General features: G+C 53.6%; 10 protein-coding genes. 7 read left to right on the top strand and 3 right to left on the bottom strand.

The window, feature by feature from the left end:
* The first annotated feature begins 152 nt into the window (after positions 1–152).
* The 3 genes from LEPIL_RS07460 to LEPIL_RS07450 all read left to right on the top strand — a co-directional run bounded on the left by LEPIL_RS07460 (position 153) and on the right by LEPIL_RS07450 (position 7,215).
* Entirely contained in the window at positions 153–902 is a 750-nt protein-coding gene (locus tag LEPIL_RS07460) for an alpha/beta fold hydrolase (protein ID WP_052608235.1), read from the top strand.
* Positions 903–931: 29 nt separating this feature from the next.
* Positions 932–1,624 carry a DUF1003 domain-containing protein gene (locus LEPIL_RS07455; RefSeq protein ID WP_002771445.1) on the top strand — a complete coding sequence of 231 codons (693 nt, stop codon included), beginning with the start codon at positions 932–934 and terminating at the stop codon, positions 1,622–1,624.
* A gap of 326 nt (positions 1,625–1,950) precedes the next feature.
* Entirely contained in the window at positions 1,951–7,215 is a 5,265-nt protein-coding gene (locus LEPIL_RS07450) for a SpoIIE family protein phosphatase (RefSeq protein ID WP_002771443.1), read from the top strand.
* 36 nt (positions 7,216–7,251) lie between these two features.
* Here the strand turns inward: LEPIL_RS07450 and LEPIL_RS07445 are convergent, their stop codons facing one another.
* A complete protein-coding gene (locus LEPIL_RS07445; RefSeq protein ID WP_002771441.1) occupies positions 7,252–8,427 on the bottom strand; it encodes a hypothetical protein in 1,176 nt (391 codons plus the stop codon).
* Positions 8,428–8,432: 5 nt separating this feature from the next.
* Positions 8,433–9,089, bottom strand: a complete 657-nt coding sequence (locus LEPIL_RS07440; RefSeq protein WP_002771439.1) for a DUF1361 domain-containing protein — start codon at positions 9,087–9,089, stop codon at positions 8,433–8,435.
* Positions 9,090–9,251: 162 nt separating this feature from the next.
* Between LEPIL_RS07440 and LEPIL_RS07435 the strand changes: the two genes are divergently transcribed.
* Positions 9,252–9,659, top strand: coding sequence for an EVE domain-containing protein (locus LEPIL_RS07435; protein ID WP_002771437.1), 408 nt, complete (start codon positions 9,252–9,254; stop codon positions 9,657–9,659).
* 6 nt (positions 9,660–9,665) lie between these two features.
* Here the strand turns inward: LEPIL_RS07435 and LEPIL_RS07430 are convergent, their stop codons facing one another.
* Positions 9,666–11,408 carry an N-acyl-D-amino-acid deacylase family protein gene (locus LEPIL_RS07430; protein ID WP_002771435.1) on the bottom strand — a complete coding sequence of 581 codons (1,743 nt, stop codon included), beginning with the start codon at positions 11,406–11,408 and terminating at the stop codon, positions 9,666–9,668.
* A 162-nt stretch (positions 11,409–11,570) separates the two neighbouring features.
* On the opposite strand from LEPIL_RS07430, the gene LEPIL_RS07425 reads away from it, so the two are divergent.
* The 3 genes from LEPIL_RS07425 to LEPIL_RS07415 all read left to right on the top strand — a co-directional run bounded on the left by LEPIL_RS07425 (position 11,571) and on the right by LEPIL_RS07415 (position 16,410).
* Positions 11,571–12,704, top strand: a complete 1,134-nt coding sequence (locus LEPIL_RS07425; protein WP_143464619.1) for a THUMP domain-containing class I SAM-dependent RNA methyltransferase — start codon at positions 11,571–11,573, stop codon at positions 12,702–12,704.
* 96 nt (positions 12,705–12,800) lie between these two features.
* On the top strand, positions 12,801–15,050 hold the full coding sequence (locus tag LEPIL_RS24035; protein WP_002771432.1) for a cyclic nucleotide-binding domain-containing protein: 2,250 nt from the start codon (positions 12,801–12,803) through the stop codon (positions 15,048–15,050).
* Positions 15,051–15,054: 4 nt separating this feature from the next.
* Complete coding sequence (locus tag LEPIL_RS07415; RefSeq protein ID WP_002771430.1) at positions 15,055–16,410, top strand: hypothetical protein; 1,356 nt, start codon at positions 15,055–15,057, stop codon at positions 16,408–16,410.
* Positions 16,411–16,421 lie beyond the last annotated feature (11 nt).

Below are 16,421 nucleotides of genomic sequence, written 5' to 3'. Positions count from 1 at the left end.
TTTTCTGTTCGTTTCGTAAATCCGCACCTTCTTGAAATGTGCGCCGAGTTTGCTATCTGCTGTTTGCATTCATGTTCTTAACCGAATGTGGATCCTTCGCACCACCCGAGCCCGAGCTTGTCTTTAAGGACCGCGCTCAACCGGTGTTCCAGATGATCCACCTGGCCTCCGGTCGGTCTGTACTCGTGGCAGAGACGGGTAATGGGAAGGCCACGCCTGTGCTGATGATTCACGGCTCTCCCGGAGCCTGGAATGATTTCGCTCATGTAATGGCCGATGAGGAACTGGCCGCCTCGGCTCATCTGATTGCAGTCGATCGCGTAGGTTGGGGCGGATCGGCAGTCGGAGGGCTTGAGACGAGGCTTGAGGTTCAGGCCGCGGCCCTGCAAGCAGTGCTCGAACACGTTGCTCCTGGCCGGCCAGCTATCATCGTCGGCCATTCATATGGAGGACCTGTTGCGGTTCGTTTTGCCATGGATTATCCCGGATCGGTGCAGGCATTGATACTTGTGGCCGCTTCCATTGACCCCGAGCTTGAGAATCCGACATGGTTTCAGAAACTGGGACGCACCTGGGTTGTGCGCCCGCTTGTGCCCGATCTGCTTCTTCGCGCCGATGAAGAGATCAAACCTCTCAAGCCGCAGCTTGAGGCCATGCTGCCGCTCTGGTCACGGTTAACGATGCCCGTTCTCGTTATTCAGGGGGATGATGATAGCCTTGTTCCACCGGAGAATGCGGATTTTGCGCTTCGTATGCTGTCATCGGGTAAGCGAGCGAACAGTGTAATCGTCGAACGTATAGCCGATCAGGGGCATCTCATCCCGTGGCAGCGTCCCGACCTAATCGTTCGGGGAATTCAACGCTTCGTTGAAGGAGAGGAGGGACAGGAAAGTCAGGATTGACAGCGGTTGAAAGCGCTGCATGGTGAGGCATGGCAGAATTTCGCAGTGATCTTTCCGGTCGAATGTTCCCACTTTCCGAGCGTGTATCAGCGAAGACGATCCGACATGCTGTTCTGCATTATATACAGAAATCTCATCCCGATTTCGCAGAGAACGGCTATCTGTCTCTCGCAGAGCTGCATGCATGGAAGGCGCACTATCTTGCAGACCATTTACAGAGGCAGCTGGGAGCCTTGTCTGATAACGAGCGACAGGTGCTGGCTTCTATCAGCGATCAATCCACTCTTTCCGCTGAGATCACACCGGAAAAGGAAGAGCCTCTTACGTTCGGTCAGCGCATCGCCGACCGGGTGGCTTCCTTTGGAGGCAGCTGGACCTTTATTCTATCGTTTCTTCTTTTCATCGCCGTCTGGACGACCGGGAATATCATCTGGCTTCGGAATTCTGGCTTTGATCCGTATCCGTTTATTCTTTTAAATCTTATCCTGTCCTGCCTGGCTGCTCTGCAGGCGCCCGTGATCATGATGAGTCAGAATCGTCAGGAGGAAAAGGACCGAGAACGAGCGCGGAAGGACTATATGATAAATTTGAAAGCAGAGATAGAAGTGCGTACGTTGCAGGAGAAACTGGATCATCTGCTCCTCCAGCAGCAGCAGGAGATGCTGGAGATAAGGCAGCATCAGCTTGAGATCCTGCAACGTCTTCGAGAGCGGGGAAGCTGACGGGAGAGAACGAACGTAGAGCGGCGGCGATCCTCTCATTCATTCCGTACCGCTGCCAGATTCAGCGATTCTACTTATTCGCGGAATGCCGCGCTTTTCTGGAAAATGAACCGACTGGCGTTTGTATTTTGTCGACAATATTCAGGCCGATGATCTGTTGTTCCATCGCGCGAGAGTAGCGGTTTTCGAAATGGACTCTGGCGCCCTATAGAGAAAGAAAACAGTGTGAGACCGTTTGCGACAGGCCGACAGTATCGTCGAATCTCCCGACCTGGAGGCTCGGTCGTTCCCTGCAGGTCGTCAATCCGTAATGACAGGTCGGTTGAATGTTCGCGCTATCAGGATATCGCGTAGTAAACAGAATCTATGAAAGCCCGAGGACGCGGATTTTCGCCGCCGTGCGGGAGGCTGACGATCAGTCGGTAATTCTGAAAATGCCGGGCAGTGATTTCGCCAGCCCCGAAGAAATTGCCCGTTTTCTGAGCGAATACGAAATCCTTCGCGGCCTCCGTATTGACGGCGTCATCTGCGCGCATTCTCTTGAGCGATTTGAGAATATTCCCGTCCTTGTTCTTGAGGATTTCAATGGTCTGCCTCTGAGCGAGATTATCAGATCTGAATCCGTATCGATCGAAGAGGCCCTGAACCTGAGTATCGCGCTCAGCTCCGCTCTGGGAGCCGTTCATGCAGCCGGCATCATTCACAAAGATATCAATCCGTCCAATATCATCTGGAATCGAAAAAAGGGAATCGTCAAGCTTATCGATTTCGGTCTTTCCTCGCGTCTTGAGCGCGAAAAACAGGAAGTCGGTCATGGCGGCGTTATCGAAGGGACGGCCGCTTATATTTCGCCCGAGCAAACCGGGCGAGTGAATCGTAGCATAGACTTTCGCACGGATTACTACTCGCTTGGCGTCACTCTGTATCATCTGCTGAGTGGAGCGCCTCCTTTTACGTCAGCCGATCCCACCGAGCTTATACATTGCCATATTGCGCGGCATCCCACACCGCTGACCGATCTTCCTGTATCCGGAAAGGATCAGAAGGATCGCATTCCTCAGCCGCTTTCCTGTATCGTCGAAAAGCTGATGGCAAAATCGCCGGAGGAGCGCTATGCAAGCGCCTTCGGTTTAAGGGCAGACCTTGAACAGGCCAGAGCTTTGCTGGAAAGCGGTCGTAGCGATTTTGTCGCCGGGCTTTACGATCGCTCCGATGAGTTTCGTATTCCGGAAAGGCTTTATGGATTTGATCGCCTGATTGAAAGGTTGCATTCGCTCTATCAGTCAGTTAACCGCCGTCAATCCGTTTCACTTTCTATATTCGGGGAATCCGGGGCGGGCAAGACGGCGCTTGTGAATGAGATCCATCGATGGATCACGCCCGGTCACGGATTTTTTATTCGAGGGAAATACCAGAGGTTAAATACCGATGTTCCGTACTCGGGTATTATCGCCATGCTCAGAGATCTCTGTGTTCAGCTTCTTCTCGAGCCCGAAGATCGCCTCAAGGTCTGGCAGGAAGAGATACAGAAGGCCGTTCGATCCAACGGACAGATCTTAATCGATCTGGTTCCCGAACTCAGCCTTGTGATGGGCCCGCAGCCTGCGCTTGACGAACCCGGGCCGGCCGAGGCGCATAACCGTTTTCTGTTTACGATCGGTAGTTTTATCAGAGTTTTTGCTTCAGGGGAACAGCCTCTTGTCCTGATGCTGGACGATTTGCAATGGGCCGATATGGCCAGCCTGCATCTGATTCAGAATATAGCGACTGCGCGTGACGCTACGAATATGTTTTTTATCGGATTGTATCGATCCGAAGAGGTCGAAGAGCCGCTGCGAATTCTGATCGATGAAATCCGAAAGATACGCGAAGTTCACGAGATCTATGTCGAGCCGTTGAGTATTGAGGCCGTGCTGCAGATGATCTGTGATACGTTTCGATGCACGCCTGAACGAGCGGCCGATCTTACCGTCATCGTGCACCGTTTCGGGCAGGGGAATCCGTTCTTTACGCGCGAGCTGCTTAAAGATATGTACGATAGCGGCATCGTCGCTTTTGATCCGACCTCGGGAGAATGGAAGTGGGATCTCGTGCGGTTTCGCAACGAATACGTGGGTGATAACGTCGTCGAACTGTTGCGACGTCGGCTCACAAGGCTCAGCCCGTCTGCACGCACTCTGCTCAGTCTTGCCGCCTGTCTCGGCGGATCGTTCGATTTTCAGACCCTGGATGTGCTGCATGAAAAATCGAGGCGACAGACCGCCGACGCTATGTGGGAAGCGCTTGAGCAGGGCATTATCATTCCGCTTACGGCTAACTATCGTATCTTTCATTTTCTCGAAAGCATCAACGACAACAGTATGTCGGGCAGCGATGTACGGTATCGTTTTCAGCACGACCGACTGAGGCAGGCTTCTTACGACCAGATACCGGATGAGGATAAGCAGACGTTTCATCTGCGAATCGGGCGATTGCTCGTGAAGCATACGGATTTCGAGAAAGAACCAGAAAAGCTGCTTGATATCGTTCATCATCTGAACTACGCTCTGCCGTTGATCAAAGACGCTGAAGAATTGCAGAGAGTGCGTTATTATAATCTGATCGCCGCCGAGAAGGCCAGGGCGTCTAACGCTTATGCGCCGGCTTTGCAGTTCAACTCAATTGCGAAAGATTTGCTTCCCTCGACGTCCTGGGCTACCGATTACGAATTAACGGATCGCATCTACAGAATGCAGGCAAAGCTTCAGTATCTGTGCGGTCGTTCGGCTGAGGCCGACGCCGTATGCCGACAGATTATACGGCATGCGAGAGGAAATTACGATAAGGCCGTCGTTCGAGAAATGCAGGCCGTTCATTACAACTATCTCTGGAGAATGAAGGATTCGATCAATGCCTGCATCGACGGACTGAGATACCTCAACGTAAATATTTCTGAAAGCCCATCGACTGCCACAGTTATATATATGCTTCTGCGCGTCAGGCTGCGCCTTCGTGGCCGCCGGCTCGAAGACCTGGCGGCGATGCCCGAGATAGAGGATCGAGACGTCAGGCTTGCGCTGAAGCTATTGATAAATTTTATTCCCTCGGCATACATGTCGGGAAACGCGAACCTGTTCGCGACGGCGATTCTTACCAAGACGTTCCTGGCCATTCGCCATGGGAACAGTATTGAGACGGCCGGCGCATATATGGGCTACGGAGTTTTGCTGGCCGGCATGGGGGACTTTCAGGGCGCTCACGATTTTGGGAACCTTGCTCTCAAGATCAGTGATAAGTACACGGGGCGTGAATGGAAGAGTATGATCCTGAACCTGTACGCCCTTTTCAGCGTATCATGGAACGAGCACTGGAGAGAGTTGCGCGTTCATTTTTCGAAGGCCCTGGAGCTCGGTCTCAGTTCTGGCGACTGGCTGTATGTGTCTTTTGCCGCCGGCTTTATCAATCTCTGGAATCCGGAACTGGACCTGAAAAGCCTTGTCGCCGAGAACGAGCATTATCTTTCGCTTCTCGAACGCGCGAACGTCGAGACCGGGTTTCTGTCGGGGCGTACGAATCACCAGAAGTGGCTGGCCTATCGCGGTCTAACGCGCGAAAGAGGATCTCTGAGCGACGGCGAGTACGATGAGGACGCAATCCTCCAGCGAATCGTCGATATTGAATATGAATCCGGAGTGGGCATCTTTCATCTGAACAAAATGGAGATCTGCTTTACCTATGAGCTTTTCGAAAAGGCCCGCTATCATCGCATGCATGGCGACGCTTCGATACAGGCCCTGGCCGGGTCTCCGTACCTTGTTTCGTGGAGTCTTTTCAGCTTTCTTACCGATGCGACCTTAATGGACGGCAATGTCGTGGAGCGCAGGGGCGCTCTGCGGCGCATGCGGCGCGAGTTTCATCGTATGAAGCGATGGGCCGATCATAATCCGCACAATTTCTTACATCTGAAGCTACTTATGGAGGCGGAGCTCGCTAAATTCCGCCGCCGATACTTTGACGCCGTCAACCTGTACAATCGCGCCATCGAATCAGCGCTCGATTATCGCAATCTTCACCATACCGCTCTGATCTATGAGCTGGCGGCCAGATTTCATCTTCGCTACGGAGTGAATCATGCAGCTCGTGAGCTTCTGCGCAGTGCGTATAACCATTACCGCGTGTGGGGAGCGACGGGAAAGGTAAGTCAGCTTGAAGAGTACTATGGGGGTCTTCTGCTGGAAGACGAGAAAGCCGTACTGGTGGCGCCGTCTTCGCGTTCATCGGGGTCGGGCAGTATCGCTTTTGAATCGTCGACGTTGATTAAGGCATCGATGGCGATTTCCAGCGAGATCGTCCTCGAACGACTGCTTGGTCGTCTGATCCAGATTTCGCTTGAAAATGCCGGCGCCGATCGGGGCATCATGTTTCTGGTTCGCGGAGGATCGATTTTTCAGGTCGCGACAGGATTTGCAGATCGTCCGACGGAAATGGTCGATCATCAGGATCTCGATGCCGGTGGGGATTTTCCCGCATCGGTGATACGCTATGTGGCCCGCACAAGAGAGCACCTTGTCATTGATGACGCAACGACGGACGCCAGATTTTTCAAGGATCCTTTCATCGTCGAGAAACAGCCGAAGTCCCTGCTGTGTATAGGTGTCGTTCATCTGGGTGACCCCGTTGCGATTCTGTATCTCGAAAACAGCCATGTTCGCGGCGCCTTTACAAATGACCGCATCGCTCTTTTGCAGCTGCTTTCAGGACAGATGGCTGCATCGATTCACAATGCGGAGCTGTATGCCAGCCTGGATCAAAAGGTACAGGAGCGTACGCAGGAGCTTCAAATCGAACGAAACAAACTGGAAAAGCGCAATCTCGTTATGGAGCGCGACATCGCTCTTGCAAAAAAGATTCAGTACAGTTTGATTCCGGCATTCCCGCCGCTTCATACTATGTCGACGTTTTACAGGCCGATGGAACAGCTGGGCGGCGACTTCTTCGATTTTATTCGCCTGCCGGACTCTGAAGAGATGGGAATCTTTTTAAGCGACGTATCGGGGCATGGCGTTACGGCAGCCTTTATTACCTCGATGATAAAAACGGTGTTGCTCCAGGCAGGCGATCGATTGAGCGATCCGGCGTCACTCATTCAGTATATGAATGACGTGCTTTTCAATCAGACTTCGGGTAACTTCGTTACCATTTTCTATGGAATTTACGACCCGGTAGAGCGTAGCCTCGTCTATTCCAGCGCAGGCCACAACAGTCCCTTTCTGATTACTGCCGACGGCGTTTCTGAAATACTTGTACAACCCCGGATTCCTGTCGCCGTATTTTCAAACGGCGAAATGATTGCGAGAAACCGGAGCTACAGCAATACCAGGCTGAAGCTGCCATCTTCGGGACGTCTGCTTTTTTATACGGACGGGCTGCTTGAGGCTCGTTCCACAGTCGGGCATGATTTTTTTGGAGAGTCCGCCCTGAATAAGATTCTACTCGATAGTCTGCATATGCCGCCGACTATGTTTCGTGATCATCTATGCCATCGTCTTGAGCAGTTTCACGGCTCTTCTTCCTTTGAAGACGACGTCTGCTTCATCAGCCTTGATTTTTGAAGCAGACGATCCTGCATCTATCCGGTTATGCCTCGATCACTCGGTCGGATCGAATTTCGGCGAGAACCCGATTACCTCGGCGATATAGAGCCAGATCGACCAGACGATGCTTCCAAAGGCGATGTAGCCGAAATAACCGAGAAGCGGCATCTGCGAGAAGAGGAAGATGACGTTCACATAAGGAACGTTATAGCTCCAGTAATTGGGATTGTCGTCCACCGTCGGATGAAACCACAGACTTCCCTCATTCCAGAGCTCATAGAAGAAACCGTTGGCCAGCGTGGCCAGACCGATCAGAACGACGAAAGACCAGTTGCCCTGCGTGATCGGACGAAAGATCGTCCATTTGCCCGACAGACTCATGGCTAACGCTGCAAGCAGCATCGGATACAGCCAGAGAGCGAAGAATAACGGCCGCGGAAAGATGCCAGACAGAAAGGCGAGAGCGAATCCTCCGAAAAGCAGCGCAATCTGCAGCCACACGGGAAAGCGAATCGTCATACCCTGGCTGTAGCGGTTTCTGAAGAACGGAAATGTGCGCAGAAGGCTGTAGAATTCGAATATGCCGGGCCAGACGACGGTGAAGCTGAGAAGATACCAGAAGGTACGGCCGAACGACGTGAACAGATCTGCATTCGGATAATACCAGAGCTCGAGAAAGAAATAGTTGAGGTACTCGAAGGACCACCAGGCGACGCTTGATACGGCGAAGACGAGCTTGAAGGTCGTCGGTGTGGTCGAGAAAATCGAGCGACCGTAATTCCTTTTATAAACGATTGCGTCGAGCAGTAGAATGAAGCTCCACCAGAGAGGAACAAAGATGTACATGTCCAGCGGCGCGGGCCATCTTGCCCAGTTGATGATCCAGCTGGCGATGAAGACAATAAGCGACGGCAAGAAATAGGAAGGAAACGGTGTGCCCGTGGACGGCCTGTATCCGTCGTCAGTTTTTTTAAACCCGAACAGAGCGGGGATCAAAATGAAAAGCGCCATGAATCCGGCGACGATACAGCCGGCGATAAAGACGATCAGGTTAAATCCTGGAGCCGGATCGGTCGCCACAGCGGGAAAGATGCCATAGCCTGGTGCATAACCCGGAGGCGTATCCGGAAATACGGTTCCCTGCCAGCGGATCAACATGCCCGTAAACGGCAGAGCGAAATAGAGCACGCCGCAGCCGAGCAGGAAGAGAAGCGTTGTTTTTCGAGTCATCTGTGTTACCTCTTTTCATCTAAAGCATGAATACTTCGTACAAGCAGATATTGAACGGTAGTGAAAACGATAATGGTCAGGTACGTTTCCGGGTTTTTTGTCGGTGGAAAGAGATGTTCGAGAATCAGAAGCAGTGTCTCGATCGGATGAGTCAGCGCATCCCATGAATTCAATCGAAGTATACGACCGAGATAGATACCGAAGCTTGAGAGCGTCAGGCTGAGGCCGATCGTTATTTCTGTGAGACCGCGGCTGAATCGCCTGAGCAGCACGGTGCGTATGAGCTTGATGGAATAAAAGCCGAAAAGCAGCGCCTGCATTGCAAAAGAAAAGATCAGGACTGCAACCCAGAGAACCCCCTTTACATCTCCTGTTGACGGATCAATCGGTACGTTTACATCGATATGGATGAGATCCGTAATCATGTATGGGGCATTCGGATAAAAAAGCAGCCAGAGAAGGGCAAGGACGACAGACAGTATTGCACTGCCTGAGCGAATCGCAGTCAGGAGCAGCGCGAAGGCAAGCGGCAGAAAGGCAAGGAAGAGATTCCAGACCAGAAAGTCATTGGCGTCACTCCCGGTTTTGACCCGCAACAATAAAAGAAAAACAAGGTTGAAGAGAAGGTGGGCAATGTTGATTTTCAAGAAGGCTGACGACATGTGAGTCGCAGCATAACTCACAGGGCGAAAAATACGCAAGAAGAATTATTGTGATTCCGGAGCCGTTCTATGTTTTTGCGCTCAGACTGATGGCGAGCATCTTCGTATTCAGTCCTTAGGTTTTCCGGTTTACAGACTTCTGCATGCCTTGAATCTTTGCCCGTGAATTACTGGCTTCTCAAGTCCGAACCCGAGACCTTCTCCTGGGACGATCATCTGCGCGAAAAGCGCTCGATGTGGGACGGTGTGCGTAACTACACGGCGCGAAATAACCTGCGAAGCATGAAGAAAGGCGATCGAGCCTTTTTCTATCACAGCGGTAAGAATCCCTGCATCGTCGGTATCGTCGAGATTGCAAAAGAGGCGTATCCCGACCCGACGGCGACGGAGGGCGACTGGTCGGTCGTCGATATCGTTCCCGTGGCCCCGCTTCTGCGTCCGATCTCTTTGAAAGAGATCAAAGCGACAGAGGCTCTCTCTGGCATGTCGCTTGTTACGAGTTTTCGACTTTCCGTGCAGCCTGTGACGCCCGCCGAGTTCAAGCTCATTCTCAAAATGGCCGGCAATTGAAATCTTTCAGTAGCCGATCTGTGAGCCGAGGAACTGGCCGAAGCCTTTCTTCTGACCGAGCTCGGGTACTGGAATACCGTTTTTTACGGCAAGGCGTCCGTTGATATACACCTGCTTCACCGTATCGTCGTTGCGGCGCACCCAGCGTTTGAATCCGTCAAGAAACGGCATCGGCGCCTCAACGTCGCGGGCAAGCGAATCGTCGAGTTTAGCGGGATCGACGAGCACAAGATCGGCTCTACGGCCTACTCCTAAATAGCCGGCATCGATTCCGAACCAGTCGGCGATCTCGCCGGTTAACCTGTGAACGGCATGCTCCAGGCTCATAAAAGGGCGTCCGTCTCTGTGCGAATCGTTCACAAGCTTCAGCATACGCAGCGGAAAGTTGTAATGCGCCATGCCGCGAAGATGAGCGCCTGCATCTGAAAATCCGATCAGCACATCGGGCAGAGAAACGATCTTCTCCAGCGGTTCGCGACGGTGATTCGCCATTACCGTATACCAGCGGATGCTGTTTCCATATTCAGCGACGAGATCGAGAAAGGCCGTTACCGAATCGACTCCGCGCTCTCTGCCCACGTCGTCGATCGATTTGCCGAGAAGCGTAGGATCGGGCGCTTCGACGATCTTCGTCTCTTTGAAATTTCGATGGAACACTCTTGGCAGAAACCAGTTCGTCCATTGCTTGCGAAACCAGTTACGGTATTCCGGATTCTGCACGAGCCTTCGCCGTTCATATTCATCTTCAATATGATTGGCCGCAGCTCCGGCGGCGAATTCTTCGAAGACGACGACATCCATTCCGTCGGCATAAAGATCGAAGGGTTCGGGTAACGCCTGCAAACGAAAATCCGATTTTAGAATTGTATTCGTAAGGCGTCCCATCAAAGAGAGTACTTTATAAAGATGCGGATCGTATTTGACGTCCATCAGCGAGATAACGGTCGTTTTCAACGCCGGACGTAGAATGCCCATCGTTTCAAGAAGAAACATGATGACGTTCACCTTCGTCGAAACGTTCGGAACGCCCTGAAAGACCTTTCCGCGGCGCCTCAACGTGCGGTTGAGAAATTTATATTCGCTCCAGGGAGCAAAGGTCGACGGAAGCGGTCGAGAGCGAAAGCGACTGCCGTCCATCTTATCCCACACAAGCGTGTTGATCGACATGCCAAGAAAGCCGTTATCAAGAGCCTCTTCAAGATGATCGTTCATGCGGCCCAGTTCTTCACGGCTGACCTTCGCGCGGCGGCTCAGCGCTCGCTCCAGACCGAGAACATGCGTACGGATCGCCGAATGCCCGGCAAAAGAGGTGACGTTCGGGCCGAGCGGCAGATCATTCAGATGATTGCGATACTGCTCGGCCGAGTTCCATGTTTTGCGTGACTGTAGAATCTCAAGAACGGACTTGCGCGGAATGGCCTCCACACGGCTGAACATATCGGCGAGGTCGACCGGATCTCCAAGCGCGAGAGAGAGCGAACAGCTACCGAGAGTAATGGTCGTTACGCCGTGACGCACGGACTCCTGCAAATCGGGCGAGATCTCGATCTCAGCGTCGTAGTGCGTGTGAAAGTCGATAAAGCCCGGCATGGCCCAGAGCCCCGTCGCATCGACCGTCTCTTCAAACGCACGGGGCTGAAGAGGCTGCTTTGATATTTCGCTGATTTGACCGTTCTCAAGGCGGATGTCTCCGATAAAGGAGGGCGCCTTGCTTCCGTTAAAGATGCGCGCATTCTGAATTAATGTCATGAACTTCTTCCATATGTACTGATTTCTCTTTTTGTGGTCTGGCCTGCCCTCTGAGCAGACCGCCATGCTACCAGATATAGCGAAAACTGACATTTATGTCAATCAGGGTTGGATGGCGCCAGAGTTTTTTTCGGGCTGCTGCGGCCCGGAAATCCGCTTCCTGTGGCGGCCGAACAATCGGTAAAAAAGAAGATGAAAGACCTGAATCATTATTTCTGCATCTGCAATCCGGGGCTTGAAACGCTGGCGCAGAACGAGCTGCGACTGTTGCGCATTCAGGGCGTTCCCGAGGTGGGCGGCCTTGCCTTTTCAGGAACGGACCGCGACGTTGTTCAGGCTAACCTCTGCCTGCGCACGGCGTCGCGCATCTTACAGAGGATCGCGCTTTTTCCTGTAGCGGGATTTGACGGCTTCGAGAAGCAATGCCGTCGCATTAAGTGGGGACGTTTCCTGACGCCCTCCGTTCCGATCGATGTCAGGGTAACATGTGAAAGCTCTCGCCTCTATCACGAGAAGGCCGTGCAGGAGCGTCTTCTGCACTGGCTTAACGAGGATTGCGCCGTGAGACCGGGCGAAGAGGGGGAGTCGTCGCAGCGAATATACGTGCGTATCGTGAAGAATCGATGCACGATCAGCATCGATACGTCGGGCGACCATCTTCACCGTCGCGGGTATCGCCTGCAGACGGCGAAGGCGCCGCTGCGCGAAAACCTTGCAGCTGCCATGGTTCTTGCCTCCGGATGGGCGCGGAACCGTCCGCCTCTGTATGATCCGTTTTGCGGATCGGGTACGATTCTGATCGAGGCCGCCCTGATCGCAAAACGCATCGTGCCCGGCCTTGTTACGGAGAGAACCTACGCCTTTCAGTCATGGCCGGACGCTTCGAAGTATGTCGAGCTTGTTACAGAGCTGCGCGAACACTGGAAAGGGCAGATACGTGCCGAGTCGCAGCCTCTATTCTTCGGCTCGGATCGCGACGCAGGAGCGATTCAGGCCGCCCAAGAGAACGCGCGGCGTGCGGGCCTCACTATAGAATGGCAGCAGTGTTCGTTTTCTGATGTATCGTATCTGCCCGATTCGTTTGTTCTGTGTAATCCGCCTTACGGGCAGCGCATCGGCGAAGATCTGCGAAATCTATATGCCGCGCTTGGCGGCCTGGCCAGAAGCCGCCCCGACCTGACAATCGCCTGGTTAAGCAGCGATCCGCGGTGGCAGAGGGCGACGGCCATGGCCTGGCAGAAGCGCCTCGGCTTCTCAAACGGCGGCCTTGCCGTTCAGCTCTTGCGAAATGGATAGGAGCCGCTGGCTTCTAAAGGCGTAGCCTCGCCGGTCGATTTCGCATTTTCGCGTTCTGGTCTTGACGCCGGATCTCATCGTTCTGGATTGTGAACGATGGATCTAAAAAGTCTGCGGCGGCGGGGAATCTCGCTCGTTCAATTCTTACAGAATACCGAGCTCTTTCAAGCCGTGCCCGTCGAGACGATCAAAGATCTACTGCGCCAGGCTGAGCCGCTCGAACTCAAGCCCGGCCGAATCGTATTGAAAGAAGGGGAATCCGGGAGCGACCTGTATGTCGTCGTCAGCGGCCGCCTGCGAGCTGAACAGGCCGGAACGGTAATCGGCGAGGTCAACGCCGGCGAATACTTCGGCGAAGCGGCTCTGTTAACCGATGACCGCCGTCAGGCGACGGTGCGAGCGGTAACGAATTCCGAGCTCATTCGCATCAGCCGCGATCTTTTCGAAGATCTGATGCATCGTTATCCACAGCAGCTTCGAGCCGTAGCCGACGTCATCGGGCGACGGCTGCGTTCGTCGAAGAAAAGACTGTTCCGCCCCGTCGAAAAGGATTTGCTTCAGTTCTTGAAAAGGCTTGATCTGTTTTCGAGCCTGCCTGCCACCGTTCTTCGCCGCCTTGAGCCTATGATGCAATGGATGAGCATCCCTGACCATGAAGAGGTCTTACGTCAGGGCGATGCCGGCGACGGTCTCTACGTGGTTCTTAACGGACGTTTGCGATGGATCCATCGTGACGCTGACGGGCGTATTCTACGCAGCGGCTTTTTTCATCCGGGGGACGTCTTTGGCGAGCTTTCTGTATTAACGGGTGAAACGCGCACAGCCACCGTTTTTGCCGTACGGGACTGCGAGCTCATACGTCTGTCGGGCAAATCCTTTGAAAGAATTATCAGAAAAGAACCTACGCTTTTATTTCCCATCACGCGCATCCTCGCTCAACGGATCAACGGTCATACGACGCATGGCTCGCATCCGCGGAACTTCTGCCTTCTACCGATCCATCAGGACGTCGATCCGCTCGAATTCGGTAGTCTTTTGCGAGAGGCGTTAGGCGGTAAAACTCTGCTGGTCAGCGTCCATGACGTTCCTGCCCGTGCGGAGCGCGAGGGATCGCTGGATGATGTGGAGTTCAGCCGCCGCCTTGCCGTGCTCGAGCAGGAATACGATTATACGATCTTTGCCGCCGAATATACAGATACGGCCTGGACCCGTCGCTGCCTGCGCCATGCCGATTCTATCATTTTACTGGCCTCGGCCTCGGGTGGTCCGTCATTAAGTCCGGTCGAAATCAAGAGGCTGCATCGGGCCGACGTTTCGGATGACCCTCTTGCCGATCATCAGGAGCTTGTAATTCTTCACGACGGAGCGGGGGCGCGGACGCCGGCATCAAATTTTCTCTCTATGCGCTCCGTGCGGCATCATCATGTTCGACGACATCATGTACCGGATTTTGCGAGACTTGGACGTCATCTGACCGGCCGTTCCGTCGGCGTAGTGTTAGGCGGCGGAGGCGCTCGCGGCCTTGCGCACGCCGGCGTCTATCGAGCTCTGCTTGAAGCGGGCATTCCGCTTGATAGCATCGGCGGGACGAGCATGGGCTCGATTATCGGAGGCCTGATGGCCATGCAACTGCCGCCCGATGAAGTGGTGCGTATGATCGGATTATTGATCGTCGAACGAAATCCTCTGCGCGATTATACGTTTCCCTTTGTGAGCATGATACGCGGACGACAGTATTCGAATGCGTTACGTGAGGCGTTTGGCGAGCAGTTTATCGAAGAGTTGCCCGTTCCTTTTTTTGCTATGGCCGCCGATCTCACCGATCGAAAGGCTCTTGCAATCGATAGAGGCCGTCTGTGGAAGGCGACGCGAGCAAGCTCGTCACTGCCGGGCATCGCTCCTCCTCTATTGCACAGCGGGCATCTGCTTGTCGATGGCGGCATTATGAACAACGTGCCCGCCGATGTGATGAAAGAGCGAGGCGCCGGCCGTGTACTTGCCGTGCATGTCGGCGAGAATGACGTCACCGTGAATGATGCCGTCCTGGCCGCTCTTCAGCGTAGCCCGGGCGAGGCGCCGCCCGTTCTTCGAATGCTCTGGAATCGCATGCTTCCGCGAAGCCGCCGCACCTATTTCCCTGGACTGGCACAGATCCTGTTGCGGTCTGCCATGCTCGGAGGCGAGAGCCATGATCAGGTAGCCCGTGCCTCGGCGACGGTCTGGACGACGCTTCCCGTACACGAGTTCAGTCTTCTGAACTGGAAGGCCGCTCCGGATCTTATCGAGATCGGTTACAGGCATGCGATGGACAATATGGACGAGTGGAAGCGGCTTCTTCTGGAGTAAAGGTATGATCGAACAATTCCTGATCGTGAATCATGACGAAAAATCGTTATCCATCTTTTTAAAGTGGGCGAGCGAATTCCCGGATGAATTTCTGAGACAGCTGTCGCTCGATTCATCGGTGTTAACAGCCCGACTCGACGGCAACAGTGCGGGTAATGGAATAGAGCTGATACAGCCCATCGTTGGTTTTCGGGCGAGCTTCGATCTGGCCGGACTGAGAGGCGGCGTGTACACGCTGACGTTGTTCGCTGAGCGTGACGGACAGGCCTCGTCATTCTGGACGCAGCTGGTCTGCATACAGCACTCTTTGCGACGCAGTCCCGAAGAGGTGGATCGACTTGCGAAAAAATACGCTCCCGTTCTGCTGTTCTCGCCTGAAGAAGAATTCTTTCCTGTTTCGCTGCGTGATCTTGTGATCACACCGCCCGATGGCGAGGGCACGGGCATCGACGTAGAAACGGTGCTTGGCAAAAGAAGCATTCCCTTTGATCAGCTTGATCTATTTCTGCGCACAAACGGCCACGCCGATTACCTGCTCGATCAGTCAGGTTTTGGCCTGGCCGACTCCTCGTTTTACAGACAGAAGGGAAGCTATCGAGATTGTGTCGTCTATTATTCGTATATGGAGGACGAAGCTGAGCGGTCGTACATTAACTATCATACGTTCTATGCCTTTGATCCAAAGACGGGCATTGCGAAGCTTCTGAATGTCGGTCCGCATATCTTTGATCGCGAAAGCCTTACGGTCATGTTTGAAGGCGACGTGCCGGTAAAGCTGACTCTCGGAGCGCATCTTGAGAACCAGCCCATCTTCTATCTTGAAAAGCTGCTCGGCTGGACGCAGGGACGAACGACTGTACGATTTGATCATGAGCATACGCCTCTCGTGAACGGTCATCCCGTTGTGGCCGTGGCCGAGGGATCGCATGCGCTCTACCCGTCGGCCGGAACCTTTCACATCTCCGTGCTCACCGAGATCGCAGGCCACATATTTCGTAATCTGCTCTTTCCCGATCTTGGCGAATCTGATATGAACGAACATCAGGTCATCTTGCCGCCGGGTATGAAGTCCGGGCAATTCGCCTCGTATGATCTGCGTCCGCTCCGACTTGACCTCTTGCAGAGCGATCCGCATCCCGAGGCGACGCCGCTTTATGATCCTGCAACGGCGGCCCTGATGTTCAGCGGATACTGGGTCGATGTTCCGGGATTCCAGAACGAACGGTTTCCGCCCTTCTCAAAACGAGAGATGAACGTTCGCTCCTGGGTGCAGGACGGATTCGAGTGGACCTGGGACGTTCCGGATTCCGTGAAAGAACATAACAGAGCCATCGTAGAATATATAAGGCAGAGGATCTGATTCGTTCAGGA

The organism is Leptonema illini DSM 21528 (assembly GCF_000243335.1).
GTDB classification, from domain to species: domain Bacteria; phylum Spirochaetota; class Leptospiria; order Leptospirales; family Leptonemataceae; genus Leptonema; species Leptonema illini.
Note: the sequence above shows the minus strand (reverse complement) of the source record. Positions and strands in the feature narration are given on the sequence as shown.

Coding starts and splice junctions, on each gene's coding strand:
- LEPIL_RS07460 (WP_052608235.1), top strand. CDS start 153: ATGATCCACCTGGCCTCCGGTCGGTCTGTACTCGTGGCAGAGACGGGT.
- LEPIL_RS07455 (WP_002771445.1), top strand. CDS start 932: ATGGCAGAATTTCGCAGTGATCTTTCCGGTCGAATGTTCCCACTTTCC.
- LEPIL_RS07450 (WP_002771443.1), top strand. CDS start 1,951: ATGTTCGCGCTATCAGGATATCGCGTAGTAAACAGAATCTATGAAAGC.
- LEPIL_RS07445 (WP_002771441.1), bottom strand. CDS start 8,427: ATGACTCGAAAAACAACGCTTCTCTTCCTGCTCGGCTGCGGCGTGCTC.
- LEPIL_RS07440 (WP_002771439.1), bottom strand. CDS start 9,089: ATGTCGTCAGCCTTCTTGAAAATCAACATTGCCCACCTTCTCTTCAAC.
- LEPIL_RS07430 (WP_002771435.1), bottom strand. CDS start 11,408: ATGACATTAATTCAGAATGCGCGCATCTTTAACGGAAGCAAGGCGCCC.
- LEPIL_RS24035 (WP_002771432.1), top strand. CDS start 12,801: ATGGATCTAAAAAGTCTGCGGCGGCGGGGAATCTCGCTCGTTCAATTC.
- LEPIL_RS07415 (WP_002771430.1), top strand. CDS start 15,055: ATGATCGAACAATTCCTGATCGTGAATCATGACGAAAAATCGTTATCC.